At 67.5% G+C, this 21,774-nt stretch carries 21 protein-coding genes; 13 read left to right on the forward strand and 8 right to left on the reverse strand.

Annotated elements, in window-relative coordinates:
* Nucleotides 1-7: 7 nt before the first annotated feature.
* Together CKW34_RS02140 and CKW34_RS02145 are read right to left on the reverse strand one after the other, a co-directional pair.
* Entirely contained in the window at nt 8-1,156 is a 1,149-nt protein-coding gene (locus CKW34_RS02140) for a hypothetical protein (protein ID WP_059383118.1), read from the reverse strand.
* A complete protein-coding gene (locus CKW34_RS02145; protein WP_059383206.1) occupies nt 1,156-2,091 on the reverse strand; it encodes a metal-dependent hydrolase in 936 nt (311 codons plus the stop codon). Before CKW34_RS02145 ends, CKW34_RS02140 begins: the two co-directional genes overlap by 1 nt.
* A 233-nt stretch (nt 2,092-2,324) precedes the next feature.
* Between CKW34_RS02145 and CKW34_RS02150 the strand changes: the two genes are divergently transcribed.
* From CKW34_RS02150 to CKW34_RS02160, 3 genes are all read left to right on the forward strand, one after another.
* Entirely contained in the window at nt 2,325-2,984 is a 660-nt protein-coding gene (locus CKW34_RS02150) for a TetR/AcrR family transcriptional regulator (protein ID WP_059383117.1), read from the forward strand.
* A complete protein-coding gene (locus tag CKW34_RS02155; protein ID WP_059383116.1) occupies nt 2,981-3,460 on the forward strand; it encodes a rhodanese-like domain-containing protein in 480 nt (159 codons plus the stop codon). The genes CKW34_RS02150 and CKW34_RS02155 overlap by 4 nt, the downstream gene beginning before the upstream one ends.
* Nucleotides 3,461-3,675: 215 nt before the next feature.
* Complete coding sequence (locus CKW34_RS02160; RefSeq protein ID WP_059383115.1) at nt 3,676-4,518, forward strand: alpha/beta fold hydrolase; 843 nt, start codon at nt 3,676-3,678, stop codon at nt 4,516-4,518.
* Nucleotides 4,519-4,537: 19 nt separating this feature from the next.
* Here CKW34_RS02160 and CKW34_RS02165 read toward each other — a convergent pair whose 3' ends face one another.
* The 3 genes from CKW34_RS02165 to CKW34_RS02175 are packed head-to-tail and all read right to left on the reverse strand — an operon-like array spanning nt 4,538 to nt 7,426.
* Nucleotides 4,538-5,248 carry a type 1 glutamine amidotransferase gene (locus CKW34_RS02165; protein WP_059383114.1) on the reverse strand — a complete coding sequence of 237 codons (711 nt, stop codon included), beginning with the start codon at nt 5,246-5,248 and terminating at the stop codon, nt 4,538-4,540.
* Nucleotides 5,241-6,494 carry a Mur ligase family protein gene (locus CKW34_RS02170; protein ID WP_059383113.1) on the reverse strand — a complete coding sequence of 418 codons (1,254 nt, stop codon included), beginning with the start codon at nt 6,492-6,494 and terminating at the stop codon, nt 5,241-5,243. The genes CKW34_RS02165 and CKW34_RS02170 overlap by 8 nt, the downstream gene beginning before the upstream one ends.
* Nucleotides 6,389-7,426 (reverse strand): EamA family transporter, encoded by a 1,038-nt coding sequence (locus CKW34_RS02175; RefSeq protein WP_059383112.1) that lies wholly within the window; start codon nt 7,424-7,426, stop codon nt 6,389-6,391. The genes CKW34_RS02170 and CKW34_RS02175 overlap by 106 nt, the downstream gene beginning before the upstream one ends.
* A 72-nt stretch (nt 7,427-7,498) precedes the next feature.
* Here CKW34_RS02175 and CKW34_RS02180 point away from each other — a divergent pair, with 72 nt between their 5' ends.
* A complete protein-coding gene (locus CKW34_RS02180; RefSeq protein WP_059383111.1) occupies nt 7,499-8,395 on the forward strand; it encodes a LysR family transcriptional regulator in 897 nt (298 codons plus the stop codon).
* Between the two features lie 12 nt (nt 8,396-8,407).
* Here the strand turns inward: CKW34_RS02180 and CKW34_RS02185 are convergent, their stop codons facing one another.
* Together CKW34_RS02185 and leuA are read right to left on the reverse strand one after the other, a co-directional pair.
* Nucleotides 8,408-8,782: an SHOCT domain-containing protein gene (locus CKW34_RS02185; RefSeq protein WP_059383110.1), complete on the reverse strand. Its 375-nt coding sequence runs from the start codon at nt 8,780-8,782 to the stop codon at nt 8,408-8,410.
* Between the two features lie 231 nt (nt 8,783-9,013).
* Nucleotides 9,014-10,825, reverse strand: coding sequence for a 2-isopropylmalate synthase (leuA, locus tag CKW34_RS02190; RefSeq protein ID WP_059383109.1), 1,812 nt, complete (start codon nt 10,823-10,825; stop codon nt 9,014-9,016).
* A 354-nt stretch (nt 10,826-11,179) separates the two neighbouring features.
* Between leuA and CKW34_RS02195 the strand changes: the two genes are divergently transcribed.
* The 9 genes from CKW34_RS02195 to CKW34_RS02235 all read left to right on the forward strand — a co-directional run bounded on the left by CKW34_RS02195 (nt 11,180) and on the right by CKW34_RS02235 (nt 21,547).
* Nucleotides 11,180-12,475, forward strand: a complete 1,296-nt coding sequence (locus CKW34_RS02195) for a DUF4185 domain-containing protein (RefSeq protein WP_059383205.1) — start codon at nt 11,180-11,182, stop codon at nt 12,473-12,475.
* A gap of 78 nt (nt 12,476-12,553) precedes the next feature.
* On the forward strand, nt 12,554-13,819 hold the full coding sequence (locus CKW34_RS02200) for an aspartate kinase (protein ID WP_059383108.1): 1,266 nt from the start codon (nt 12,554-12,556) through the stop codon (nt 13,817-13,819).
* A 2-nt stretch (nt 13,820-13,821) separates the two neighbouring features.
* The gene (locus tag CKW34_RS02205; protein ID WP_059383107.1) at nt 13,822-14,853 is read left to right on the forward strand and encodes an aspartate-semialdehyde dehydrogenase; all 1,032 of its coding nucleotides are present in this window, start codon (nt 13,822-13,824) and stop codon (nt 14,851-14,853) included.
* Between the two features lie 143 nt (nt 14,854-14,996).
* Nucleotides 14,997-15,575 carry a TetR/AcrR family transcriptional regulator gene (locus CKW34_RS02210; RefSeq protein ID WP_059383106.1) on the forward strand — a complete coding sequence of 193 codons (579 nt, stop codon included), beginning with the start codon at nt 14,997-14,999 and terminating at the stop codon, nt 15,573-15,575.
* Entirely contained in the window at nt 15,572-17,077 is a 1,506-nt protein-coding gene (locus CKW34_RS02215) for a flavin-containing monooxygenase (protein ID WP_059383105.1), read from the forward strand. The genes CKW34_RS02210 and CKW34_RS02215 overlap by 4 nt, the downstream gene beginning before the upstream one ends.
* Before the next feature lie 56 nt (nt 17,078-17,133).
* A complete protein-coding gene (locus CKW34_RS02220) occupies nt 17,134-18,846 on the forward strand; it encodes an FAD-dependent oxidoreductase (RefSeq protein WP_059383104.1) in 1,713 nt (570 codons plus the stop codon).
* Nucleotides 18,839-19,471 carry an acetoacetate decarboxylase family protein gene (locus CKW34_RS02225; RefSeq protein WP_059383103.1) on the forward strand — a complete coding sequence of 211 codons (633 nt, stop codon included), beginning with the start codon at nt 18,839-18,841 and terminating at the stop codon, nt 19,469-19,471. The genes CKW34_RS02220 and CKW34_RS02225 overlap by 8 nt, the downstream gene beginning before the upstream one ends.
* A gap of 86 nt (nt 19,472-19,557) precedes the next feature.
* Nucleotides 19,558-19,992: a Fur family transcriptional regulator gene (locus CKW34_RS02230; protein WP_024102806.1), complete on the forward strand. Its 435-nt coding sequence runs from the start codon at nt 19,558-19,560 to the stop codon at nt 19,990-19,992.
* A 94-nt stretch (nt 19,993-20,086) separates the two neighbouring features.
* A complete protein-coding gene (locus tag CKW34_RS02235; protein WP_059383204.1) occupies nt 20,087-21,547 on the forward strand; it encodes a catalase in 1,461 nt (486 codons plus the stop codon).
* A gap of 27 nt (nt 21,548-21,574) precedes the next feature.
* Here the strand turns inward: CKW34_RS02235 and CKW34_RS24230 are convergent, their stop codons facing one another.
* A complete protein-coding gene (locus CKW34_RS24230) occupies nt 21,575-21,718 on the reverse strand; it encodes a hypothetical protein (protein WP_155418953.1) in 144 nt (47 codons plus the stop codon).
* Between the last annotated feature and the right edge of the window lie 56 nt (nt 21,719-21,774).

Below are 21,774 nucleotides of genomic sequence, written 5' to 3' on the forward strand. Positions count from 1 at the left end.
GACTTCGTCAGGCCTCGGTGAGCGTCTTCGATGCGGTGTCGTCCGGACTCGTCTCGGCCGTGCGCGGGACGGTGAAGGCCGCAGCGACGCAGGCGATCGCGACGACGAAGCACGCCACGGTGTACCACAGGCTGCCGATCGGGTCGCCTGCTTCGGTGACCCCGTCGACGGCGGAGAACCAGTCGGGCAGAGCGCCGATCCACAGCACGGCCATCACAGCGAGATAGGCGACGGCGTACCAGCGGACGAGGTCGTTCGAATAGGGCCGATCGGTGGGTGTGCTCCGCAGTCGAGACCACTGGCGCGAGAGCACGTAGATCGCCACGATCGACAGGATCACGAGTTCGGCAGCATAGATCGTCGCCCGAACCGTCGTGCTGCCCATGCCGATCACGGTCGCCGGCGCCGGGAGGATCACCACACCCACGGACGCGAGAAGACCGACGGTGATCGTGCGCCAGGTCAGTTCGAGCCCGCCGAAGGTGCGCCCGGCGTCGATGTGCCGGCCGACGAAGAACTGCGCGCAGAATGCGAGCGACATCGGCCACAGAGCAGCGAAGACCACGACGCTGGGCAGCGGAACGGAGTCGAAGAAGGGCTGATTGATCGGATTGTCGAGCGACCACTCCCACCACCGCAGCTGCGGTCCGAGGTGATCGAAGATCTCGTAGAAGGCGTGGTGGACGAAGCCCACGCAGACCGCGCCGACGACGGTGCCGTACTGCCGGAACACCCCGAGCATCCGCACGATCTCGAACGCGATCGTCGCCATCATCGGGTAGATCGCGATGATGTACAGCGGCAGGCGTCCCCACATGAACTCGACGGTGAACACGTTGTGCGCGAACATCGTGTCGAGGTAGTCCTCCACGCCGAAGGCGTCGGGGAAGTACAGCAACGGTTCGATGATGAACAGGAACGCGAGCGTACCGAGCCAGACGACGAGGTTCGTGGCGTCACCGGTGCGCCGCAGCCGGACGATCGCGTACACGAGCATCAGCACCGCCCCGAGCACGATGGTCGCCTCGAGGACGGGCAGCGTCCAGTTCTCCAGCGCGAACGGGCTGCGCAGTTCGAGGATCCCACCGGCTTCGTCGCACGAGAATCCGAGGCGGGTCGAGAGGTCCTCGAAGGTGGGCGAACACAGGTCGGACATCAGTTGTTCCTTCCGCCCACGGTTTCGGCCGTGTACCAGTGCGAGACGTCGTAACCTTCGTCGAATCGACGGAACCACACGTCGGCGAGCGCCGGCAGCTTCTCGTGGTCGGGATTGTGCTTGGGCATCTGGCTGCGAACGATGCCCACCAACGCGACGAGCTGTTCGCCGAGCGGCAGGACGTCGAAGGCACGCGGCATCGGGCCGTGGTCCTCGTACTGCAGGAACGGCAACCGGCGCCGCAGGTTCTGCTTACGGCGGTACGACGCGAACATCGACATCGCGTCGATCTTCCGTTCCTCCAGCGGCACATGTTTGTTGAAGCCCTCGCACGCGATGGCGATGACGTCGAGAACGTGCTTGAACACCGAGGGGGCCTGCCGCATGCGGTACAGATCGCTGCCGACCACCGCGTCGAAGATGATGAGCGCCGAACTGCGGTGTTCGACCTCCTCGACGAAATGCCAGATGAACAACGAGGCGACCCGGTCGTCGCCGGGGCGGAAGAGCGATGCGTCGTTGTCGAGCATGAGCTTGAAGACCGGAGTGAAGGTCGCCTCGAGGTCGGCGGTGTACGCGAGGCGGTATTCGGCGGAGGTCTCGGCGGTGAGCTTGTCGAAGGCGCCGATGACGTCGTCGAGCGTCTCCTGCAGCCCCGGATAGCTCTTGATCAGACCCTTCACGTGCTGCCGGTGGGCGGTGGAGTGCTGCCCCTCCTGGTACATGAAGGCGTTGGCCTCTTCGAGGACCTCGGGATCGGTGATGCGCGGGGTGATCTCGCGGATCAGGTTCACGATCATCTTCTCGAAGCCGATCGCGAGGAACGAGACGGCGTTGGCCATGCTCGAGAAGGCCGGGTTCTCCTCGTTCCACAGGAACGGCACGTCGTAATCCGCGAATGCGAAACGCATCTTGCGGACCTGCAGGTTCGTCATGGGGCGGTACCTCGTCTCGTCGACGCCGGGCTGGCTGTGGACCTGTTTCGGGACACGGTCGGGAGGACCTCGGAAGAGCCGGGAGGCCCCGATCGGCGTGACCATACACGAAATGCGTCAGGTGTATGATAGGTGTCCCATCCGCTCGCGGGAGCCCGTTTCGGACCACCTCCACCGAGGTCGGCCGTGTTACCGTCGGGCCTTCTCCAGGCGACGGTTCGAGGAAGCGCGAAGTGGCACGTAGACGTGGGTGGGGTGGGAGTCCTCCCGCCGACGACGAAGAGGCGTCGCAGCGGATCGTGGCCGCTGCCGTCGACCTGATCGACCGGACCGGCGCGGAGATCAGCATTGCCGATGTGGCCCAGTCCCTCGGGGTGATCCGCCAGACGGTCTACCGCTACTTCCCCAGCGCGGACGCCCTGATGCGTGCGGCCGCCATCGCCTCGGTCGAAGGATTCCTGGAACGACTCACCCGGCAGGTCGCGGGACTCGACGATCCGGTCGAGGCCATGACCGAAGGTGTGGTCTACACGCTCGCGGAGGTGCGTCGCACCCCGCACCTCGGCATCCTGCTGTCGAGCACCTATTCGAACCCGCATCCCGAGGCGATCGCCTCGGAGGAGGCGTGGATGTTCGGCATGGCGATGATCAAGCGGTTCGACGTCGACTGGGAGGAACACGGCTACGACGACGACTCCCTCGCGGAGCTGGTCGAGTACGTGCTGCGCACGATGCAGTCGTTCTTCGTCTCGCCGGGAACCCCGCCACGCTCCGACGACGATCTGCGCCGCTACCTGCGACGATGGATGGGTACGGCGATCCTCGCCCAGCGGGAGTGGGATTCCGGCAATCCCGCGACGCGCGACCGCTCTCCCGTAGAGTCCGGCTCGTGACGAACGAGCAGCAGATCAGGCGTGCCGATCGTACGCGCGACGGCGACCCGCAGAACGTTCCCCGCCCGCTGGAGGGCGAAGCCGACCGCACGGTGGTGGAGACGACCTGGGGCGAGGTGCAGCCGATGCAGGTGGCGGCGGGCGTGGCGACCGTCGGTGAACTCGAGGTGATCGAACTGCTCGACCGGGGAGCTGCGCTGGTGGACACGCGGGTGCCCGATTCCCGGAGCGGGGTGAGCCTCCCCGGTGCCGTGAACATCCCGCACGAGGACATCGTCGAGAGGAAGGGCGAGCTCGACCCCGCCCGGACGACGATCGTCTTGTGCAACGGTCCCCAGTGCCCTCAGTCGCCCGATGCGATCCGGAAGCTGATCGATGCCGGATATCCCGCGTCCGCGCTCGCCTACTACCGCGGGGGCCTGCACGACTGGGCGACTCTGGGATTCCCCCTCGCCTCGGTCCGGCCGGCGTCGTGAAAAGGGCTTGCGTTCGCACTGTGACGTAGCTAACATCGAAGGTGCGAATCGAGCTTATGAGACGTCCGCGGACGACAGAGAGAAGCTCGTGAAGCAGAGATCCGGCCCGGAGAACGCGTAAAGCGAATCACCGGGCCGAACCCCTGTTCAGGGGAGGTTTCGCGGCCGGATGCCGATCGCCGCGACTGCAGCAGGGGCTTGCACAGGGGGTATGGGTGGGGGAGCGCATCACGACCGTCGAGCGGAACGGACTCCGGTTCGGCATCCGCGACGACGGGCCCATCCACGGCGACCCCATCGTTCTTCTCCACGGCTTCCCGCAGGACTCCCGGGTCTGGGAGGCGGTCGCGCCCCACTTGCACGCCGCGGGGTATCGCACCTTCGCCCCGGATCAGCGCGGCTACTCGCCCGACGCCCGACCGCCCCGCCGCCGTGACTACGGCCTCGACCTGCTCGTCGACGACGTCGCGGCGCTCATCGAGTCGGTGCCCGGTGGTCGCGCGCACGTCGTCGGCCACGACTGGGGAGCCGCCGTCGCGTGGGTGCTCGCGGCGCATCGTCCCGATCTCGTCCGCACCGTGACGGCGGTGTCGGTTCCGCATCCGACGGCGTTCATGCGCTCGTTCTTCACCAGCGGGCAGTTGCTGCGCTCGTGGTACATGCTCGCCTTCCAGCTGCCCTGGATCCCGGAGACTCTACTGAGCAGGGAGAAGGTTGCACGGCTGTTGCTGCACGGCACCGGCCAGCCGTCCGCCGCCACCGACCGCGATGTCGCGCGGCTGAAGGACCGTGCCGCGGTGCGGGCCGGCATCAACTGGTATCGCGCTGTGCCCCTGTCGAATCCGAAATCGCCCTTCGGGAAGATCACCGTGCCCGCACTCATGGTGTGGAGCGACGACGACGCGGCGATCGGATCCGCCGGGGTCGACGCGACGGCCCGCTACGTCAGTGGGCCGTACCGGCGGGAAACGCTCGTCGGTACGAGCCACTGGATTCCGGACGAGGAGCCGGAGAAGCTTGCGCGGTCGATCCTCGAACACGTCGCCGCGCACGGCTGATCGCCCAGTTACGCAACCGTCAGGCGCGCAACCGTTCCTGCCTCAGCAGATCGACCTCGGGCAGATCCAGCGGCGGCAGCGAGTCGACTCCCAGAGCGCGCATCAGGAGATGATCGGCGAGTTCGGGATTGCGAGCGAGCACGGGACCGTGCAGGTAGGTGCCGATCACCGAACCCTGTACCGCGCCTTCGAGTCCGTCGCCCACGCCGTTGCCGACACCGCGGTCGACGCGGCCGAGCCCGGTGGCGTCGGACCCGAGAGTCGTTCCACCGCGGTGGTTCTCGAATCCCGTCAGCGGCTGGGTGAGGCCGGAGAGGGTGGGGCGGATGACGATCTCACCGATCGCGCGGGTCTGCTGCGGCGAGGTGGTCGCGTCGAGGATGCCGACACCGTCGACACGTTCGCCCGAGGACGTTTCGTACCAGTGGCCGAGCACCTGGATCGCGGCGCAGATGGCCAGCACGGGCGCTCCGCGCTCGGCGGCGCGCTGCAGACCCGGATAGCGCTGCAGGTGCCGCGTGGCCAGTCGCTGCGCGGCGTCCTCGGCACCACCGAGGGTGTAGAGATCGAGGGACTCGGGAACGGGATCGTTCAGTCCGATCTCGACGATCTCGGCGTTGTGACCGCGCATCCGCAGGCGCTGGCGCAGCACCAGGGCGTTGCCTCCGTCGCCGTAGGTGCCCATCACGTCGGGCAGGACGAGTCCGATGCGGACGGTCGACTCAGACATGGGCAGCTCTCCTGGCGATGGCGGTGTTGAGATCGCGGAACGCGGTGTAGTTGGCGAGCACCTCCACACGGCCGGGAGGGCACGAGGCGATGGCCTTCAGCGGATCCGGCACCAGCGTGTGCTCGACGCCCGCGTAGGTCAGGCGGACGGCGAGATCGGTGCCGCGTTCTCCGGCCGCCACCACCTGCACACCTTCGAAGTGTTCGAAACGCACGTCCCACAGCCACGACAGGTCCTCACCGTCGGGCACCTGGCCGTTGACGGCGATCACCAGGCCGTCCACGGTCGGGTCGATCATCGACAGGGCCTCCTGCCAGCCGGCGGGGTTCTTCGCGAGCAGCATGTGCACCGAATGCGGGCCGACCTGCACCGTCTTGTAGCGACCGGCGACCTCTTCGACGACCGAGGCGGCAGCGACGGCCTTCGCCGGATCGGCACCGAGGGCGACGGCGGCCGCGACCGCCTGGGCTGCGTTGCCCCGGTTGGCGCGACCGGGGAGGGTCAGCTTCAGAGGGAGGACGAGGCCGTCCGGTCCGTACAGGTTCTCGTCGTCGACCCACCAGTCCGGTGTCGGCCGCGCGAAGTCGGAGCCGGTGCTGTACCAGTGGTCGCCCTCGCGGACGATCGGCTCGCCCGTGCGCGGGCAGCTCACCGAGTCGTTGGCCCAGCCGGCGCCGGCGGCGACCCACACGACGTTCGGGTTGTCGTAGGCGGCGGACGTAACGAGCACGTCGTCGCAGTTCGCGACGATCACGGCGTCGGGATGCCGCTTCAGTCCCTCGCGCAGCTTCCGCTCGATCATGTTGATCTCGCCGACCCGGTCGAGCTGGTCGCGGGTGAGGTTGAGCAGCACGATCGCGCGGGGGTCGAGGGCGTCGGCGACGTGCGGGGTGTGGAGTTCGTCGACCTCGATCGCGGCGAGCGGTGCCCGGAGATCGGTGGCGAGCGCGGCGACGATCCCGGCGTCCATGTTCGCGCCGTCCGCCTGGGTGACGACCGAATCGATCGTCTCGAGCGCGGCGGCCGTCATACGGGTCGTCGTGGACTTGCCGTTCGTCCCGGTGACGAGCACCGTCTGCCGGCCGTGGCCGAGCTGCTTCATCAGTGCCGGGTCGATCTTCAGGGCGACGAGCCCTCCGATCATCGAGCCCTTACCGCGTCCGGCCTTCTGGGACGCCCACGCGGCGGCTCGGGCTGCGCGCAGTGCGAGCCGTCCACGTGCGGTGATTCCTGTGCTGGTTCCCACGTCGGCGAGTGTTCCACAGGCGCGGGAGCGTTGTGTCGCCGGAGGAGCGTCCTGCTCGTCACACTGCGGTGTCCGCCCTGGGCAGCGAGGGCTCCGACGATGACGATCACACCGCCGATCAGGGAGGACGGTGCGGGCCGCTCGCCGAGCGTGATCCACGCGACGGTGAACCCGACGACCGGCACCATGAGGGAGAGCGGGGCGACGGTCCCGGCGGGATAGCGCGACAGCAGCGAGGCGTAGATGCCGGTGCCGGCGATCGTGCCCGCCAGTACGACGTAGGCGAGTCCGGCCAGCGCGAGGCCTCCGTCCGCGGTGCTGACGGCGGTACCGAGGGTGGACCACGCCTGCGGGCCCTCGACGAACCAGGAGACCCCGAAGAAGGGGAGCACGGGCACGACGCACATCCACAGCATCAGGCGCATGGGGTCACCGGCGCCCGCCTTGCGGGTCCCGATGTTGCCGACCGCCCACGACAGACCGGCCAGCAACGCGAGGGTCATGGGGATCAGGCTCGCGTCCGCGGCGCCCTGCCCCACGGCGACGATCACCATGCCGGATACGGCGACCACCAGACCGGCGAGGCGGACGCCGTCGAGCCGTTCGTGCAGGAACAGTGCGGCGAGCAGGACCGTGAAGGGTGCGGACGACTGCAGTACGAGCGACGCGAGGCCTGTGGGCAGACCGGCCTCCATCGCCCAGAACAGGAAGGCGAACTGCGCGAATCCGAACCCGGCGCCGTAGAGGAGGAGCCAGCGCAGGGGAACGGCGGGTCGCGGGACGAACAGCAGCACCGGGACGGCGATGATCGCGAAGCGCAGACCGGCGAAGAAGAACGGCGGGAAGTGGTCGAGGCCCAATCTGATCGCGAGGAAGTTGCATCCCCAGAGCACTACGACGGTGAGTGCGAGCAGACGGTCCCGGAACGACATGCCGTCAATTCTTTGCGCAGGAAACAATCAGAACAAGCGAATGTTTCTGAAGGAAATGTGTAGTTTTACTACATGGATGTCGTGCGATTGCGGATACTGCGCGAATTCGCCGACCGCGGGACCGTGGCCGCGACCGCCGCAGCGTTGTCGATGACACCCTCGGCCGTCTCGCAGCAGCTCAAGGTGCTCGCGCGGGAGGCGGGAGTGCCCCTGCTCGAACCCGACGGCCGGCGCCTGCGGTTCACCGATGCGGGTCGTGCGCTCGTGGTGCGAGCCGACGAGGTGCTCGACGCCCTCGACCGGGCCGCCGACGAGATGACCGCCTACGCCCGGTCGCCCCGGGGGCGGGTGCGCGTGGCGTCGTTCCCCTCCGGGGCAGCGCTCCTGCTACCGGCCGTGCTCGAAGCGGCCGGGACGATCGGCGTCGAGTTGGACGTGAGCGACGAGGACGTCCCGGCCTCGGCCGCGCCCGCCCTGCTCGCCGACTACGACGTGGTGCTCACCCACCGCGACGAGCGTTCGGCGCCGCTGTCCGGCCCGCGTGTCCACGTCGAGACGCTGATGCGCGAACCGATCGATGTCGTCCTCCCGCCGGAGCACCGGCTCGCGACGCAGGACCGCGTGCAGGTCGACGAACTGGTGGGGGAGAGCTGGATCAGCGTGCGGGGTGGATTCCCCGTCGACGACGTGTTGCTCTCCGTCGCGGCGGTGACGGGCATCCGGGCACGGGTCGTGCACCGCATCAACGACTTCCGCGTCATCGAGGAACTCGTTGCGGCGGGACACGGGGTGGCGTTGTTGCCGCGGTATTCGGTTCTGCATCCGGCGCTGGTACGTCTGCCGCTGGCCGGTGTGCGTGCGGCGCGGATCTACGAGCTCGTCACCCGCCCGGGGGCGGCGCGACGGCCCGCCGTGGGCGCAGTGCTCGACAGCTTCCGTGCCGCGGCGGCACGGAAGCTGTCGATGTGAACGAGCGCGGGGTCAGGCGAGTGCCTTGGCCTTCAGCGCGTCGAACTCGGCCTGGTCGATGACACCGTCGTCGAGCAGCTTCTTCGCGTCGGCGATGTGCTCGGCGGGCGACTTGCCGGCGACCGAGCGGATGTAGTCGTCCTGCACGGCCTTGTACTGCGCCGCTTCCTTCGCGGACCGTTCGGCCATGCCGCTGCCGTGGACGATCAGATAGATCAGACCCGTCAGCCACGGGAAGATGAACAGGAAGACGATCCAGATCGCCTTGACCCAGCCGGACTGTTCCCGGTTGCGGAACAGATCCCCGATGATCATCCACAGCATGATCAGGTACGCGATGAATGCGAAGCAGACGATGATGTACCAGATGATGTCCATGAATTCCATACGCACACTCCGGGTTCGAGCAGAACGACTCTGCGAGACGAGAATTGCGGAATTCGACGGATATCACCCGTGAACGGGTTCGTTCTCGTCGAACATTCGGAACTGTATCTTTCCGGAGAGTGCGGTAATTGCCCGAAACGGTATTTCCGAGATGAATTGTCGGGGTGAAAATCCCCGAAACGACGAATGCGGTGGACCCGTCCGGGTCCACCGCATTCGGCTTCGAGAAGATCAGCGGTGCGAGCGGTTCACCGCGGAGACCATCGCGCGCAGCGACGCCGTGGTGATCGACGGGGCGATGCCCACGCCCCACACCAGGACGGTCGTGCCGTCGGGACGCGTGACGTCGGCCTCGACATAGGCCGCGGCGTTCGCGTCGTCGCCGGCGGACATGGCGTGCTCGGCGTAGCCGCGGACGGCCACCTGGTAACCCAGCGACTCGAGGGCGTCGACGAAGGCCGCCAGCGGGCCGTTGCCGCTGCCGGAGATCTCCTTCTCCACGCCGTCGACCTTCAGCACCGCGGAGATGGTGTCCTCACCGTCGTCGGTCTCGGCCGCGGTGACCTTCTGCCGGATGCGCTCGAGCGGCGAGATCGGGGCCAGGTACTCCTCGTGGAAGATGTCCCACATCTCCTTGGGGCTGACCTCGCCACCCTCACCGTCGGTGACCTTCTGCACGGCCTGCGAGAACTCGATCTGCAGGCGACGCGGCAGGTTCAGGCCGTGGTCGTGCTTCATGATGTACGCGATGCCGCCCTTGCCGGACTGCGAGTTCACGCGGATCACGGCCTCGTAGGTGCGGCCGACGTCCTTCGGGTCGATCGGCAGGTACGGCACGGCCCAGGTGTGGTCGTCGATGTCGACACCGGCGGCGTCCGCGTCGACCTTCATCGCGTCGATGCCCTTGTTGATCGCGTCCTGATGGCTGCCGGAGAAGGCGGTGTAGACCAGGTCGCCGCCGTACGGGTGGCGCTCGTGGACGGGCAGCTGGTTGCAGTACTCGACCGTGCGGCGGATCTCGTCGATGTTCGAGAAGTCGATCTGCGGGTCGACGCCGCGGCTGAACATGTTCATGCCCAGGGTCACCAGGCAGACGTTGCCGGTGCGCTCACCGTTGCCGAACAGGCAGCCCTCGATGCGGTCGGCGCCGGCCTGGTAGCCCAGCTCGGCCGCGGCGACACCCGTGCCGCGGTCGTTGTGCGGGTGCAGCGACAGGATGATCGAGTCGCGCTTCGCCAGGTTGCGGTGCATCCACTCGATCGAGTCGGCGTAGACGTTGGGGGTGGCCATCTCGACCGTGGCCGGCAGGTTGATGATCACCGGGTTCTCGGGGGTCGCGCCCAGGGTCTCGACGACCGCGTCGCAGACATCCTTGGCGTACGACAGCTCGGTTCCGGTGTACGACTCGGGGGAGTACTCCCAGCGCCAGTTGGTGTCGGGGTGGTTCTTCGCCTCCTCGAGCACCAGTTCGGCGGCGTCGGTCGCGATCTTCTTGACGGTCTCCTTGTCGGCGCGGAAGACCACGCGGCGCTGCAGGATCGACGTCGAGTTGTAGAAGTGCACGATCACGTTCTGCGCCCCGGCGCACGCCTCGAAGGTGCGCTTGATCAGTTCGGGACGGGACTGCGTCAGCACCTGGATGGTGACGTCGTCGGGAATCGCGCCGTCCTCGATGATCTCGCGGACGAAATCGAAATCGGTCTGGCTCGCGGACGGGAAACCGACCTCGATCTCCTTGTAACCCATGCGTACGAGCAGATCGAACATGCGCCGCTTACGGGCGGGGCTCATCGGGTCGATCAGCGCCTGGTTTCCATCGCGCAGGTCCACGGCGCACCACGCAGGGGCGCGATCGATGATCTTGTCGGGCCAGGTGCGGTCGGGCAGCGAGATCGCCTCGACCTCCTCGGCGAACGGCCGGTACCGGTAGGTCGGCATCGACGAGTTCTTCTGCTTGTTCCACGACGGCTGGTCGGCCGGGGCCGGCTTGCTCGGCGGCGTGATGGTGCGCGAGCCGGAGGTGAAAGCGTCGGCGGGTGACATGACGTAACTCCAAAGAGAAAAGGGGACCTGTGGGCCCAGATCGAATATCGACCGGCGCGTCGAAACCCCGCGACGGGAAGCCGGTCTGGTCAGATCCCGCCGCGGCGGCCGAGGAGAAGCGCGCGCTGCATGTCCTGCAGTGTATCGCGCCATCCCCCACCGCGACCAAGTGGTGCCTCCCACACGCACACGTTTCGTGTGACCCGGCGGCGGTGATGTCGTGACCCGATCGATACGAACGCGCCTGACAGAGCGGTACCTGCGCCCCTAGCGTTACCGAACGTAACTCCCGCAACATCAGTAACACCGGTATCACCGATATCTTTGGTAACACCACGGGTGAAGGGCGTGTCGATGGGATCGTTGCGCACGGCGGCCGCCGGCTCGTGCAGTGCACTGCTGGCGCTCGGGCTCATGGCGGTCTCCGCCCCGGCGGCGCACGCCGAACCCTGCGACTCCGGGCTCCTCGGATCGGGCTCCGGCTCGGGCCTCCCCGGCTCGGGTTCGGGTTCCGGATCCTTCGGAACGGGATCGTCCGGACCCCGGCTCGGGAGCAGCGGATCGGGGAGCGGGGGACTCGCACCCCAGGGACCACAGGGGCCGCTACCGGCACTCGGACCGGGCCCCACCAGCACCGTGGCCTGGGTGACCGGTCCGCGCAGCCCCAACAGGACCTACGACAGGTTCTCCATCTCGGGAACCGACCTCGGCATCATGTGGGACAACGGAGAGGAAGGAGACGCACGTCAGGTTCTCATGGCCTTCGGCGACACCTTCGGAGACTGTTCGCTGCCCGATCAGCAGTGGCGGCACAACGTCCTCATGCGCACCACCGACGCCGATCTCTCCGACGGCATCGACGTGCCCGATCCGGTGCCCGGCGACCCGCGTGCGGGTTCGCCCGTCCTGCCCTCCGCACCCGACTTCTCCCGTGAACTCGTGGGCAGCCTCGCGATCGACGGCGTCGAGATCACCGTGATCCCCACGGCCGGGATCGCCGTCGACGGCATCCAGTACATCAACTTCATGTCGGTGCGGTCCTGGGGCGACCACGGTGAGTGGTGGACCAACGCGTCGATGATCGCGACCTCGGCGGACAACGGGGAGACCTGGGCGCTCGACCCGGCGACGGCACGGATCAACCTGCCGCTCGACGTACCCACGGTGCAGCAGCTGTCCACCGGTAACGAGAACTTCCAGCAGCACGCCTACGTCCGCCACGAGGGATACGTCTACGACTTCGGCACACCGCAGGGCCGATTCGGCGCGGCCTTCGTCTCCCGCGTCCCCGAGACCGCTCTGCTGGATCTGGCCGCCTACGAGTACTGGAACGGTGACGGCTGGGTGCCCGGCGACGCCGCCGCGGCCACCCCGGTCGTGCCGCCCGCCGTCGGAGAGATGTCGGTGCAGTTCCTCGGTGGTGAGTTCGTCATGCTCTACGGCAACGAGGCGAACGGCACGATCGAGATGAGGACGTCCGCGAGACCCGAGGGACCGTGGAGCGAAGCGCGCGTGCTGGTCACCCACCGTGAGATCGGTGGTCTCTACGCTCCGTTCATCCACCCGTGGTCCACGGATACGGACCTCTACTTCACCGCCTCGCGGTGGGGGGACTACAACGTCATGTTGTTGCGCACGACACTTTCCTGAGATGCCCCGGGTCGATGGAAGCCGCGGTCGGTAAGCTGGGCCACTGGACTTGTTCCCGAAACCCGGAGGTTGGCCAGCGTGGCACTCGTCGTCCAGAAGTACGGAGGATCCTCGGTCTCGACGGCCGAGCGGATCCGGCGCGTCGCTGAAAGGATCGTCGAGACCAAGAAGGCGGGCAACGACGTCGTGGTCGTCGTCTCGGCCATGGGAGACACGACCGACGAACTCCTCGATCTCGCGCAGCAGGTGTGCCCGGCCCCGCCGGCCCGCGAGATGGACATGCTTCTCACCTCCGGTGAGCGCATCTCCAACTCCCTCGTCGCGATGGCAATCCACTCGCTCGGCGCGGAGGCCCGGTCGTTCACCGGTTCCCAGGCCGGAGTGATCACCACGGGCAGCCACGGCAAGGCGAAGATCATCGACGTCACCCCCGGCCGCGTGCGCGCCGCCCTCGACGAGGGCAGCATCGTGCTGGTCGCAGGCTTCCAGGGCGTGAGCCAGGACAGCAAGGACATCACGACTCTCGGTCGTGGCGGTTCGGACACGACCGCCGTCGCACTCGCCGCCGCGCTGAACGCGGACGTCTGCGAGATCTATACCGACGTCGACGGCGTGTTCTCCGCGGACCCGCGCATCGTCAAGGACGCGCAGCGCCTCGAGAAGGTCTCCTTCGAGGAGATGCTCGAGCTCGCCGCGTGCGGCGCGAAGGTTCTCATGCTGCGGTGCGTGGAGTACGCCCGCCGCTACAACGTGCCCGTGCACGTTCGTTCGTCGTACACCACCAAGCCCGGCACCATCGTGTCCGGATCGATGGAGGACATCCCTGTGGAAGAGGCCCTGATCACCGGCGTTGCGCACGATCGCAGCGAAGCGAAGATCACCGTCGTCGGTATCCCCGACACCCCCGGTTACGCCGCCAAGGTGTTCCGCGCCGTCGCCGACGCCGAGATCAACATCGACATGGTGCTGCAGAACATCTCGAAGGTCGAGACCGGCAAGACCGACATCACCTTCACCTGCCCGAAGAGCGACGGCCCGCGCGCGGTCGAGCTCCTCACCAAGCAGCAGGGCGATATCGGCTTCACCCAGGTCCTCTTCGACGACCACATCGGCAAGGTCTCCCTCGTCGGTGCCGGCATGAAGAGCCACCCCGGCGTCACGGCCAAGTTCTGCGAGGCCCTCGCCGACGCCGGCATCAACATCGACCTGATCTCGACGTCGGAGATCCGCATCTCCGTGCTCGTGGATGACAACGAACTCGACGACGCCGTGCGCGCTCTGCACGCGGCGTTCGAGCTCGGCGGCGACGAAGAGGCCGTCGTGCACGCAGGAACGGGGCGGTAATCGTGACCACCATTGCAGTTGTAGGCGCCACGGGGCAGGTCGGGATCGTCATGCGCACCCTCCTCGAGGAGCGCAACTTCCCGGCCGACACCGTCCGGTTCTTCGCGTCGGCCCGCTCGGCCGGCAAGAAGCTGCCGTTCCGCGGTGAGGAGATCGTGGTCGAGGACGTCGCGGCGACCTCCGACGAGGATCTGAAGGGCATCGACATCGCGCTGTTCTCGGCCGGTGGCACCCTCTCCAAGGAACAGGCTCCGCGCTTCGCGGCCGCCGGTGCGATCGTCGTCGACAACTCGTCGGCGTGGCGCAAGGACCCCGAGGTCCCGCTCGTCGTGAGCGAGGTCAACCCGGAGCAGGTGAAGAACCCGCCGAAGGGCATCATCGCCAACCCGAACTGCACCACGATGGCCGCGATGCCGGTGCTCAAGGCACTGCACGACGAGGCCGGACTCCAGCGTCTGATCGTGTCGAGCTACCAGGCTGTCTCCGGTAGCGGCCTGGCGGGCGTCGAGGAACTGGTCGGCCAGGTGCGCGCAGTCGCCGACGAGGCCGACAAGCTCGTCCACGCGGGCGACGCCGTCGACTTCCCGGCCCCGAACAAGTACGTCGCGCCCATCGCGTTCAACGTCGTCCCGCTTGCCGGGTCGATCGTCGAGGACGGCTCGGGCGAGACCGACGAGGACCAGAAGCTGCGCAACGAGTCGCGCAAGATTCTCGGCCTGCCGGACCTGCTCGTCTCGGGTACGTGCGTGCGCGTTCCCGTCGTGACCGGACACTCGCTGTCGATCAACGCCGAGTTCGAGCGGCCGCTGTCGGTCGAGCGTGCGCAGGAGCTGCTCGCGAATGCTCCGGGCGTCCGCCTCGTCGACGTGCCGACCCCGCTCGCCGCTGCCGGCGACGACGTCTCGCTGGTGGGCCGTATCCGCCAGGACCCGGGTGCTCCGGAGGGCCGCGGTCTCGCGCTCTTCGTCTCGGGCGACAACCTGCGCAAGGGCGCCGCGCTGAACACCATCCAGATCGCGGAGCTGCTCGTCTAGGCGACTTCCGACCTTCTCGACGGAGCGGGTGGACCTCTTCCGGGTCCACCCGCTCCGTCGCGTTTCGGGGACGGTCCGGGATGCTCCGGAAATATTTACAAGCAGTCTGGACTGTTTGTTGATTTACCGTTACGCTGCGAAGCGTGATCCAGGACACTGCGCCGAACGGTGGTCGTACCCAGGCGCAACGCACAGCCGCGACGCGAGCCAAGCTGCTCGACGCCGCGGTCGACTCGCTCGTCGAGCACGGCTATTCGGGCACCAGCACGCAGGGCATCGCCAAACGCGCCGGAGTCTCGCGAGGCGCCCAGCTCCACCACTTCCCGACGAAGGAGAACCTCGTCGTTGCGGCGGTCGAGCACCTCGTCGACAAACGGCTGCAGGAGATCCTCGAGAAACGGCCCGACCCGGAGCACGGCTTCGAGGCGCTCATGGACGCCTTCTCCGGCCCGCTCTTCGCCGCAGCACTCGAACTGTGGGTCGCGGCGCGGACCGATCCGTCCCTGCACGAGGCCATGATCCCGCTCGAACGCAAGGTCTCGGACGCGCTCCGCACGGGTTGCCTGGAGATCATGGGCGACAGGGTCTCGCCCGACCACATCGACCTCAGCATCGAAATCGCCCGGGGCTTCGCCGTCTCGGCCCTGATGCGTACCCCCGAATCCGATCGAGAATTCCGGGAGCGCCTGCTCCCGGTCTGGAAGGCGCTGGTGATGAAATGAGTCTCGCACTGCTTCCCGATCACGTGCACACGCTCGTCGTCGGCGCGGGCTTCGGCGGCATCGGTATGACCGCAACGCTGTTGCGTGAGAACCCCGACGCCGACGTCCTCGTCCTCGAGCGCGGTGACGACGTCGGCGGAACCTGGCGTGTGAACACCTATCCCGGTGCCGCATGCGATGTTCCGAGCGCGCTGTACTCGTTCTCCTTCGCGCCCGAACCCGACTGGTCGCGAGCGCACGGCACCCAGGAGGAGATCTACGCCTACCTCCGCCGCGTCGCACGTGAGCAGGGCGTGACCGACCGGACCATGTTCGGGTGCGAACTGCGCGAGGCCCAGTGGGACGCCGAGCGCGCCGTGTGGCGGATCTCCACGTCCCGCGGTGACCTGACGGCCGACGTGCTCGTCGCCGCCACCGGCGCCCTCTCCACGCCCACCTACCCGAAGGTTCCCGGACTGGAGTTGTTCCGCGGCAAGAAGTTCCACTCGGCCGAATGGGATCACGACCACGACCTCACGGGTGAGCGCGTCGCCGTCATCGGTACCGGCGCCTCGGCCATCCAGTTCGTGCCGGCGATCGTCGACCGCGTCGACCATCTCACCCTGTTCCAGCGCACCGCCTCCTGGGTGATGCCCAAGCACGACCACGTCATCGCGCGGTCGGTCCGCACGCTCTATCGTCGATTCCCCCTGGCCCAGAAGCTCATGCGCGGATTCGTGTACGGACAGAAGGAGATCTACGTCGTCGGTATGACGAAGCCCTTCGCCCGCCAGTACCTCCTGCCGCTGTTCGAGGTCCGGGCACGCCAGGTGCTGCGCAAGAACGTGCGCGATCCCGAGCTGCGCAAGCGTCTGACCCCCGATTTTGCGATCACGTGCAAGCGGATCCTGTTGTCCAACGACTGGTTCCCGGCCATCACCCGGCCGAAGGTGGACGTGGTGTCCTCCGGTCTGACCGCGGTCACCGAGAACGGTGTCGTCGACGACAAGGGCACCGAGTACCCGGTCGACACCATCATCTTCGGCACCGGCTTCACGCCTACGGAACCGCCTGTCGCGCACCACATCCGTGGTGGCGACGGTCGCACCCTCGCCGAGACGTGGGACGGCAGTCCCTCGGCCTATCTCGGCATCGCCGTGCCCGGTTTCCCCAACCTGTTCCTCATGTACGGCCCCAACACCAATCTCGGCCACAGCTCGATCGTGTACATGCTCGAATCCCAGGCCAACTACATCTCCGACGCGCTGCGCACGATGGAGCGTCGCGGAGTCGCGGCCGTGGAGGTGCGCGACGAGGCAGTGCGCCGCTACACCGCCGATCTCGACCCGGCGCTGAACAACACGGTCTGGAACCAGGGTGGTTGCAGCAGCTGGTACATCGACGAGAAGGGCCGCAACTCCGTGATGTGGCCGACCTTCACGTGGCAGTACCGGGCGCGGACCAAGCAGTTCGACCCGGAGAGCTACACAGAGCACCGAGCGACCGCAGGAGCGAACGCATGAGGCAAGGTGACCGCAGGATCGAGCGCATGAGGCAGGGCGACGGCAGGAGCGAGCGCATGACCCACTACGACGTCCTCGTCATCGGCTCAGGGTTCGGCGGTAGCGTCGCTGCACTGCGCGCCACCGAGAAGGGATACAAGGTAGGTGTTCTCGAGGCCGGACGACGCTTCGAGGACGACGAGCTGCCCAAGACGAGCTGGCGGCTGCGCAAGTACCTGTGGGCACCGCAGCTGGGGTGTTACGGGGTGCAGCGCATGCACCTGCTGCCCAACGTGCTCGTCATGGCCGGAGCAGGTGTGGGTGGCGGGTCGCTGAACTACGCCAACACCCTGTACAAGCCGCCGACGCCCTTCTTCCGCGACCCGCAGTGGGGTCACATCACCGACTGGGAAGCGGAACTGACGCCGTACTACGACCAGGCGGCACGGATGCTCGGCGTCCGCCCCAATCCCAGCACCACGCCCGCGGACGAGGTGATGCGTCAGGTCGCCGACGAGATGGGTGTGGGCGACACCTACACGACCACCCCGGTCGGTGTGTTCTTCGACGAGCCCGGCAGGACGGTGCCCGACCCGTTCTTCGGTGGAGCCGGCCCCGACCGCACCGGCTGCACCGAGTGCGGCAGCTGTATGACGGGTTGCCGTGTGGGAGCGAAGAACACGCTCGTCAAGAACTACCTCTACCTCGCCGAGAAGGCGGGCGCGCAGATCCACGCCCTCACGACGGTGACCCGTGTGGTGCCCCGGGCCGGTGGTGGATACGAGGTCCACACCCGCAGCACGAACGGCATCAGGAAGCGCCGCAAGGTCTTCACTGCCGACCAGGTGGTGATCGCGGCCGGCACCTACGGCACGGCGCGCCTGCTGCTCGCGAGCCGGGAGACCGGTGACCTGCCGAACCTGTCGCCGGCCCTCGGCACCGTGGTGCGCACCAACTCCGAGGCGGTGCTCGCCGCGACCGCACAGGACCGTGTCGTCGACTACACGAAGGGCGTGGCCATCACGTCGTCCTTCCACCCCGACGACCACACCCACATCGAACCGGTGCGGTACGGCAAGGGCAGCAACCTGATCGGTCTGCTCCAGGCGCTGCTCGTCGACGGTGGCACGCGGATGCCGCGACTGCTGAAGTTCTTCGGTGTCGCCGCGAAGAATCCCGCCGCCTTCCTCCGTTCGCTGTCTGTGCGGAACTGGTCCGAGCGCACGGTCATCGCTCTCGTGATGCAGACCGACGACAACTCGCTCGAGCTCGCGACGCGGCGCACGCCGATCGGCCGGGGCCTGACCAGCAAGCAGGGTCCGGGCACCCCGCCGCCCGAGTGGATCCCGGTGGGCCACGAAGCGGTTCGCCGCGTCGCCGACAAGATCGACGGTGACGCCGGCGGGTCGATCGCCGACCTGTTCAACATCCCGATGACCGCGCACTTCCTCGGCGGGTGCGCGATCGGTGACTCGCCGCGTACCGGCACCGTCGACCCGTACCTGCGTGTCTACGGGCACGAGGGTCTGCACGTCGTCGACGGTTCCGCGGTGAGCGCCAACCTCGGCGTGAACCCGTCCCTCACGATCACCGCGCAGGCCGAACGTGCGCTGGCGCTGTGGCCGAACAAGGGGGAGAAGGACAACCGGCCTCCGCTCGGGTCGGCCTACGAACCCGTGCAGCCGGTGCAGCCCGTGCGACCGGTCGTGCCCGTCGAGGCCCCTGCGGCGCTGCGGCTCCCCATCACCCCCGTTCGGAAGGAGAGCGCCCGTGCTCTGGACAGTGCCTGAGAGCGAGGACGAACGCACCGACTATCCGGTCTCGCCGCCACCGCCCTGGCCGGCCGCCGTGCGGGCCACCCTCTGGTGGCATCGCAGCACCCCGGAGGCCGCCCAGTACGGGCCGACCGGCGCGACCCTGCCCATCACGCTCGCGATGATGGTCGACTACCTCGATTCGCCCGTCGGGCCGTACCGCGAGGTGCTGGCCAGCCCGGTGCTGCGTCGCGGCCTGATCCCGGCGATGGCGGTGCCGTTCATCGCCGTCGACTCCGAGCCGTCGGTACACGGTGGTCGCGAGCACTGGAAGCTGCCGAAGGTGCTCGCGAAGTTCGACGGCGACGTCCTCGGCGACTTCTCCGCGACCGGCGCCCGATGGAGCGTGGCCACCTCGGCCGCGCCGAAGGGCCCGGAACTGCCGATCGCGGGTGGGTTGACCTTCGCCCAGCCGATCCCCGGTGGCGCCGTCGAGCGCGCCACGGCCCGGCTGCGGGGGAAGTTCCGCTACGCGCGGGTGACCGTCGCGGCAGAGGGACCGACGCTGAGCCGCTGGCTGCGTCCGGGCACCCATCACGGCATCGTCATCACCTCCGGACGGATGTCCACGGGAGCGTCGCGAGTCGTGTCGCGGGTGTAGGTCGACCGGTGTCGTGGGTGCGCCGCGGTGCCGGTTGCACCGATCCTTTTCTTGACTTATTCCAGAAAAGGGGCATACTTGGTGTCATGCAACAAGGACACGAGCATCACTTCGACCCCAAGGAGCAACTGCGCTCCGTGGGTCTGCGGGTGACCGCTCCCCGCGTTGCCGTACTGAGAACCGTTGCCGAGCATCCGCATTCCGATGCGGACGGAATCGCCGCCCACGTGCGCGACGAACTCGGCTCGGTGTCGACGCAGGCCGTGTACGACGTACTCAAGGCATGCGTGGGGAACGGGTTGCTCCGCCGGATCGAACCGGCCGGATCACCCGCACGGTACGAGACCCGCATCGGCGACAACCACCACCACCTCGTGTGCCGCGCGTGCGGCACGGTCGTCGACATCGACTGCGTCGTCGGGGCCGCGCCCTGCCTGACGCCGTCCGACGACCACGGCTTCGTCATCGACGAAGCAGAGGTCACCTTCTGGGGCCTGTGCCCCGATTGCCGCGCCGACTAGCGCCCACTCGCTCCACCGGTGGTCCGGCCCCTTCGCGGGTCGAACCGCCGGCTTCGTGTCCCGAGACCCGGAACACCCGTATTCGGAGGTCACCATGACGAATGCCCGTTACACCACGAACAACGTCGGTATCCCCGTCGCCAGCGACAACGAGTCGCTGACCGCCGGTACCCAGGGCCCGATCCTGCTCCACGACCACTACCTGCTCGAGAAGCTCGCACATTTCAACCGCGAGCGGGTGCCCGAGCGCGTCGTGCACGCCAAGGGCGGCGGCGCGTTCGGCGAACTCGTCGTCACCGAGGACGTCTCCGCCTACACGAAGGCGAAGCTGTTCCAACCGGGTGCGAAAACCGAGATGCTGGCACGTTTCTCGACGGTCGCCGGTGAGCAGGGCAGCCCCGACACCTGGCGCGACCCGCGCGGTTTCGCCCTGAAGTTCTACACCGAGGATGGGAACTACGACCTCGTCGGCAACAACACGCCGATCTTCTTCATCAAGGACCCGATCAAGTTCCCCGACTTCATCCACTCGCAGAAGCGTCTGCCCGGCTCCGGCCTGCGCGACCACACCATGCAGTGGGACTTCTGGACCCTGCGTCCCGAGACCGCACACCAGGTCACCTGGTTGATGGGCGACCGTGGCCTGCCGCGCACGTGGCGCCACATGGACGGTTTCGGTTCGCACACCTACCAGTGGATCAACGCCGACGGTGAGCGCTTCTGGGTGAAGTACCACTTCAAGACCGACCAGGGCATCGAGTTCCTCACCCAGGACGAGGCCGACCGTCTCGCCGGCTCGGATCCCGACTACCACCGCGCCGACCTCTACAAGGCGATCGAGGGCGGCGAGTTCCCGAGCTGGACGCTCCACGTGCAGATCATGCCGGTCGCGGAGGCGGAGAACTACCGGTTCAACCCGTTCGACCTGACCAAGGTGTGGTCGCAGAAGGACTACCCGCTGATCAAGGTCGGCACCATGACCCTGAACCGCAACCCGCGCAACTTCTTCGCGGAGATCGAGCAGGCCGCGTTCGCCCCGTCGAACGTCGTGCCGGGCATCGGTTTCTCGCCCGACAAGATGCTGCTCGGCCGCGTGTTCTCCTACGCCGACGCCCACCGCTACCGCATCGGCGTCAACCACGCACAGCTGCCGGTGAACTCCGCGAAGGCCGCCCGTGTCGACTCCTACAGCAAGGAGGGCAACATGGCCTACAGCTTCAACGACCCGCAGACTCCGGTCTACGCACCGAACAGCTTCGGCGGTCCGCACGCCGATCCCGAGCGGGCCGGCGACGAAGGTCTGTGGAACTTCGGAACCGAGGCCGTGCGCGCGGGATACGTGCAGCACCCCGAGGACGACGACTTCGGTCAGGCGGGCACGCTCGTCCGCGACGTGATGGACGACGCGGCGCGTGAACGCCTCGTGGGCAACATCGTCGGGCACGTCCTCGGTGGTACCTCGGAGGCGCTCTACGAGCGGATCTTCGAGTACTGGCGCGATGTCGACGAGGAACTCGGCAAGCGGGTCGAGGCGGGCGTGCGCGCCGGGGTCTGACCCGTCACCGGGGGAGATGCGGCGGGATCAGAGCAGTCCCCACCAGTAGATCAGGGCTGCCAGCGCCAGCACGATCAGCGTGGTGTCCATGTCGCTCTCCCTCCATCCGACGACGACAACTCCATCTTCCTCGCAAACGAGGATTTCGGCACAGACGGCAGGGTCGTCCACCTCTTACGGTGGGCGGCCCTGCCGGCGTCCGTCGAACATATCGGCTGTTCGAACAC

This window comes from Rhodococcus rhodochrous, assembly GCF_900187265.1.
Taxonomy (GTDB): Bacteria; Actinomycetota; Actinomycetes; order Mycobacteriales; family Mycobacteriaceae; genus Rhodococcus; species Rhodococcus rhodochrous.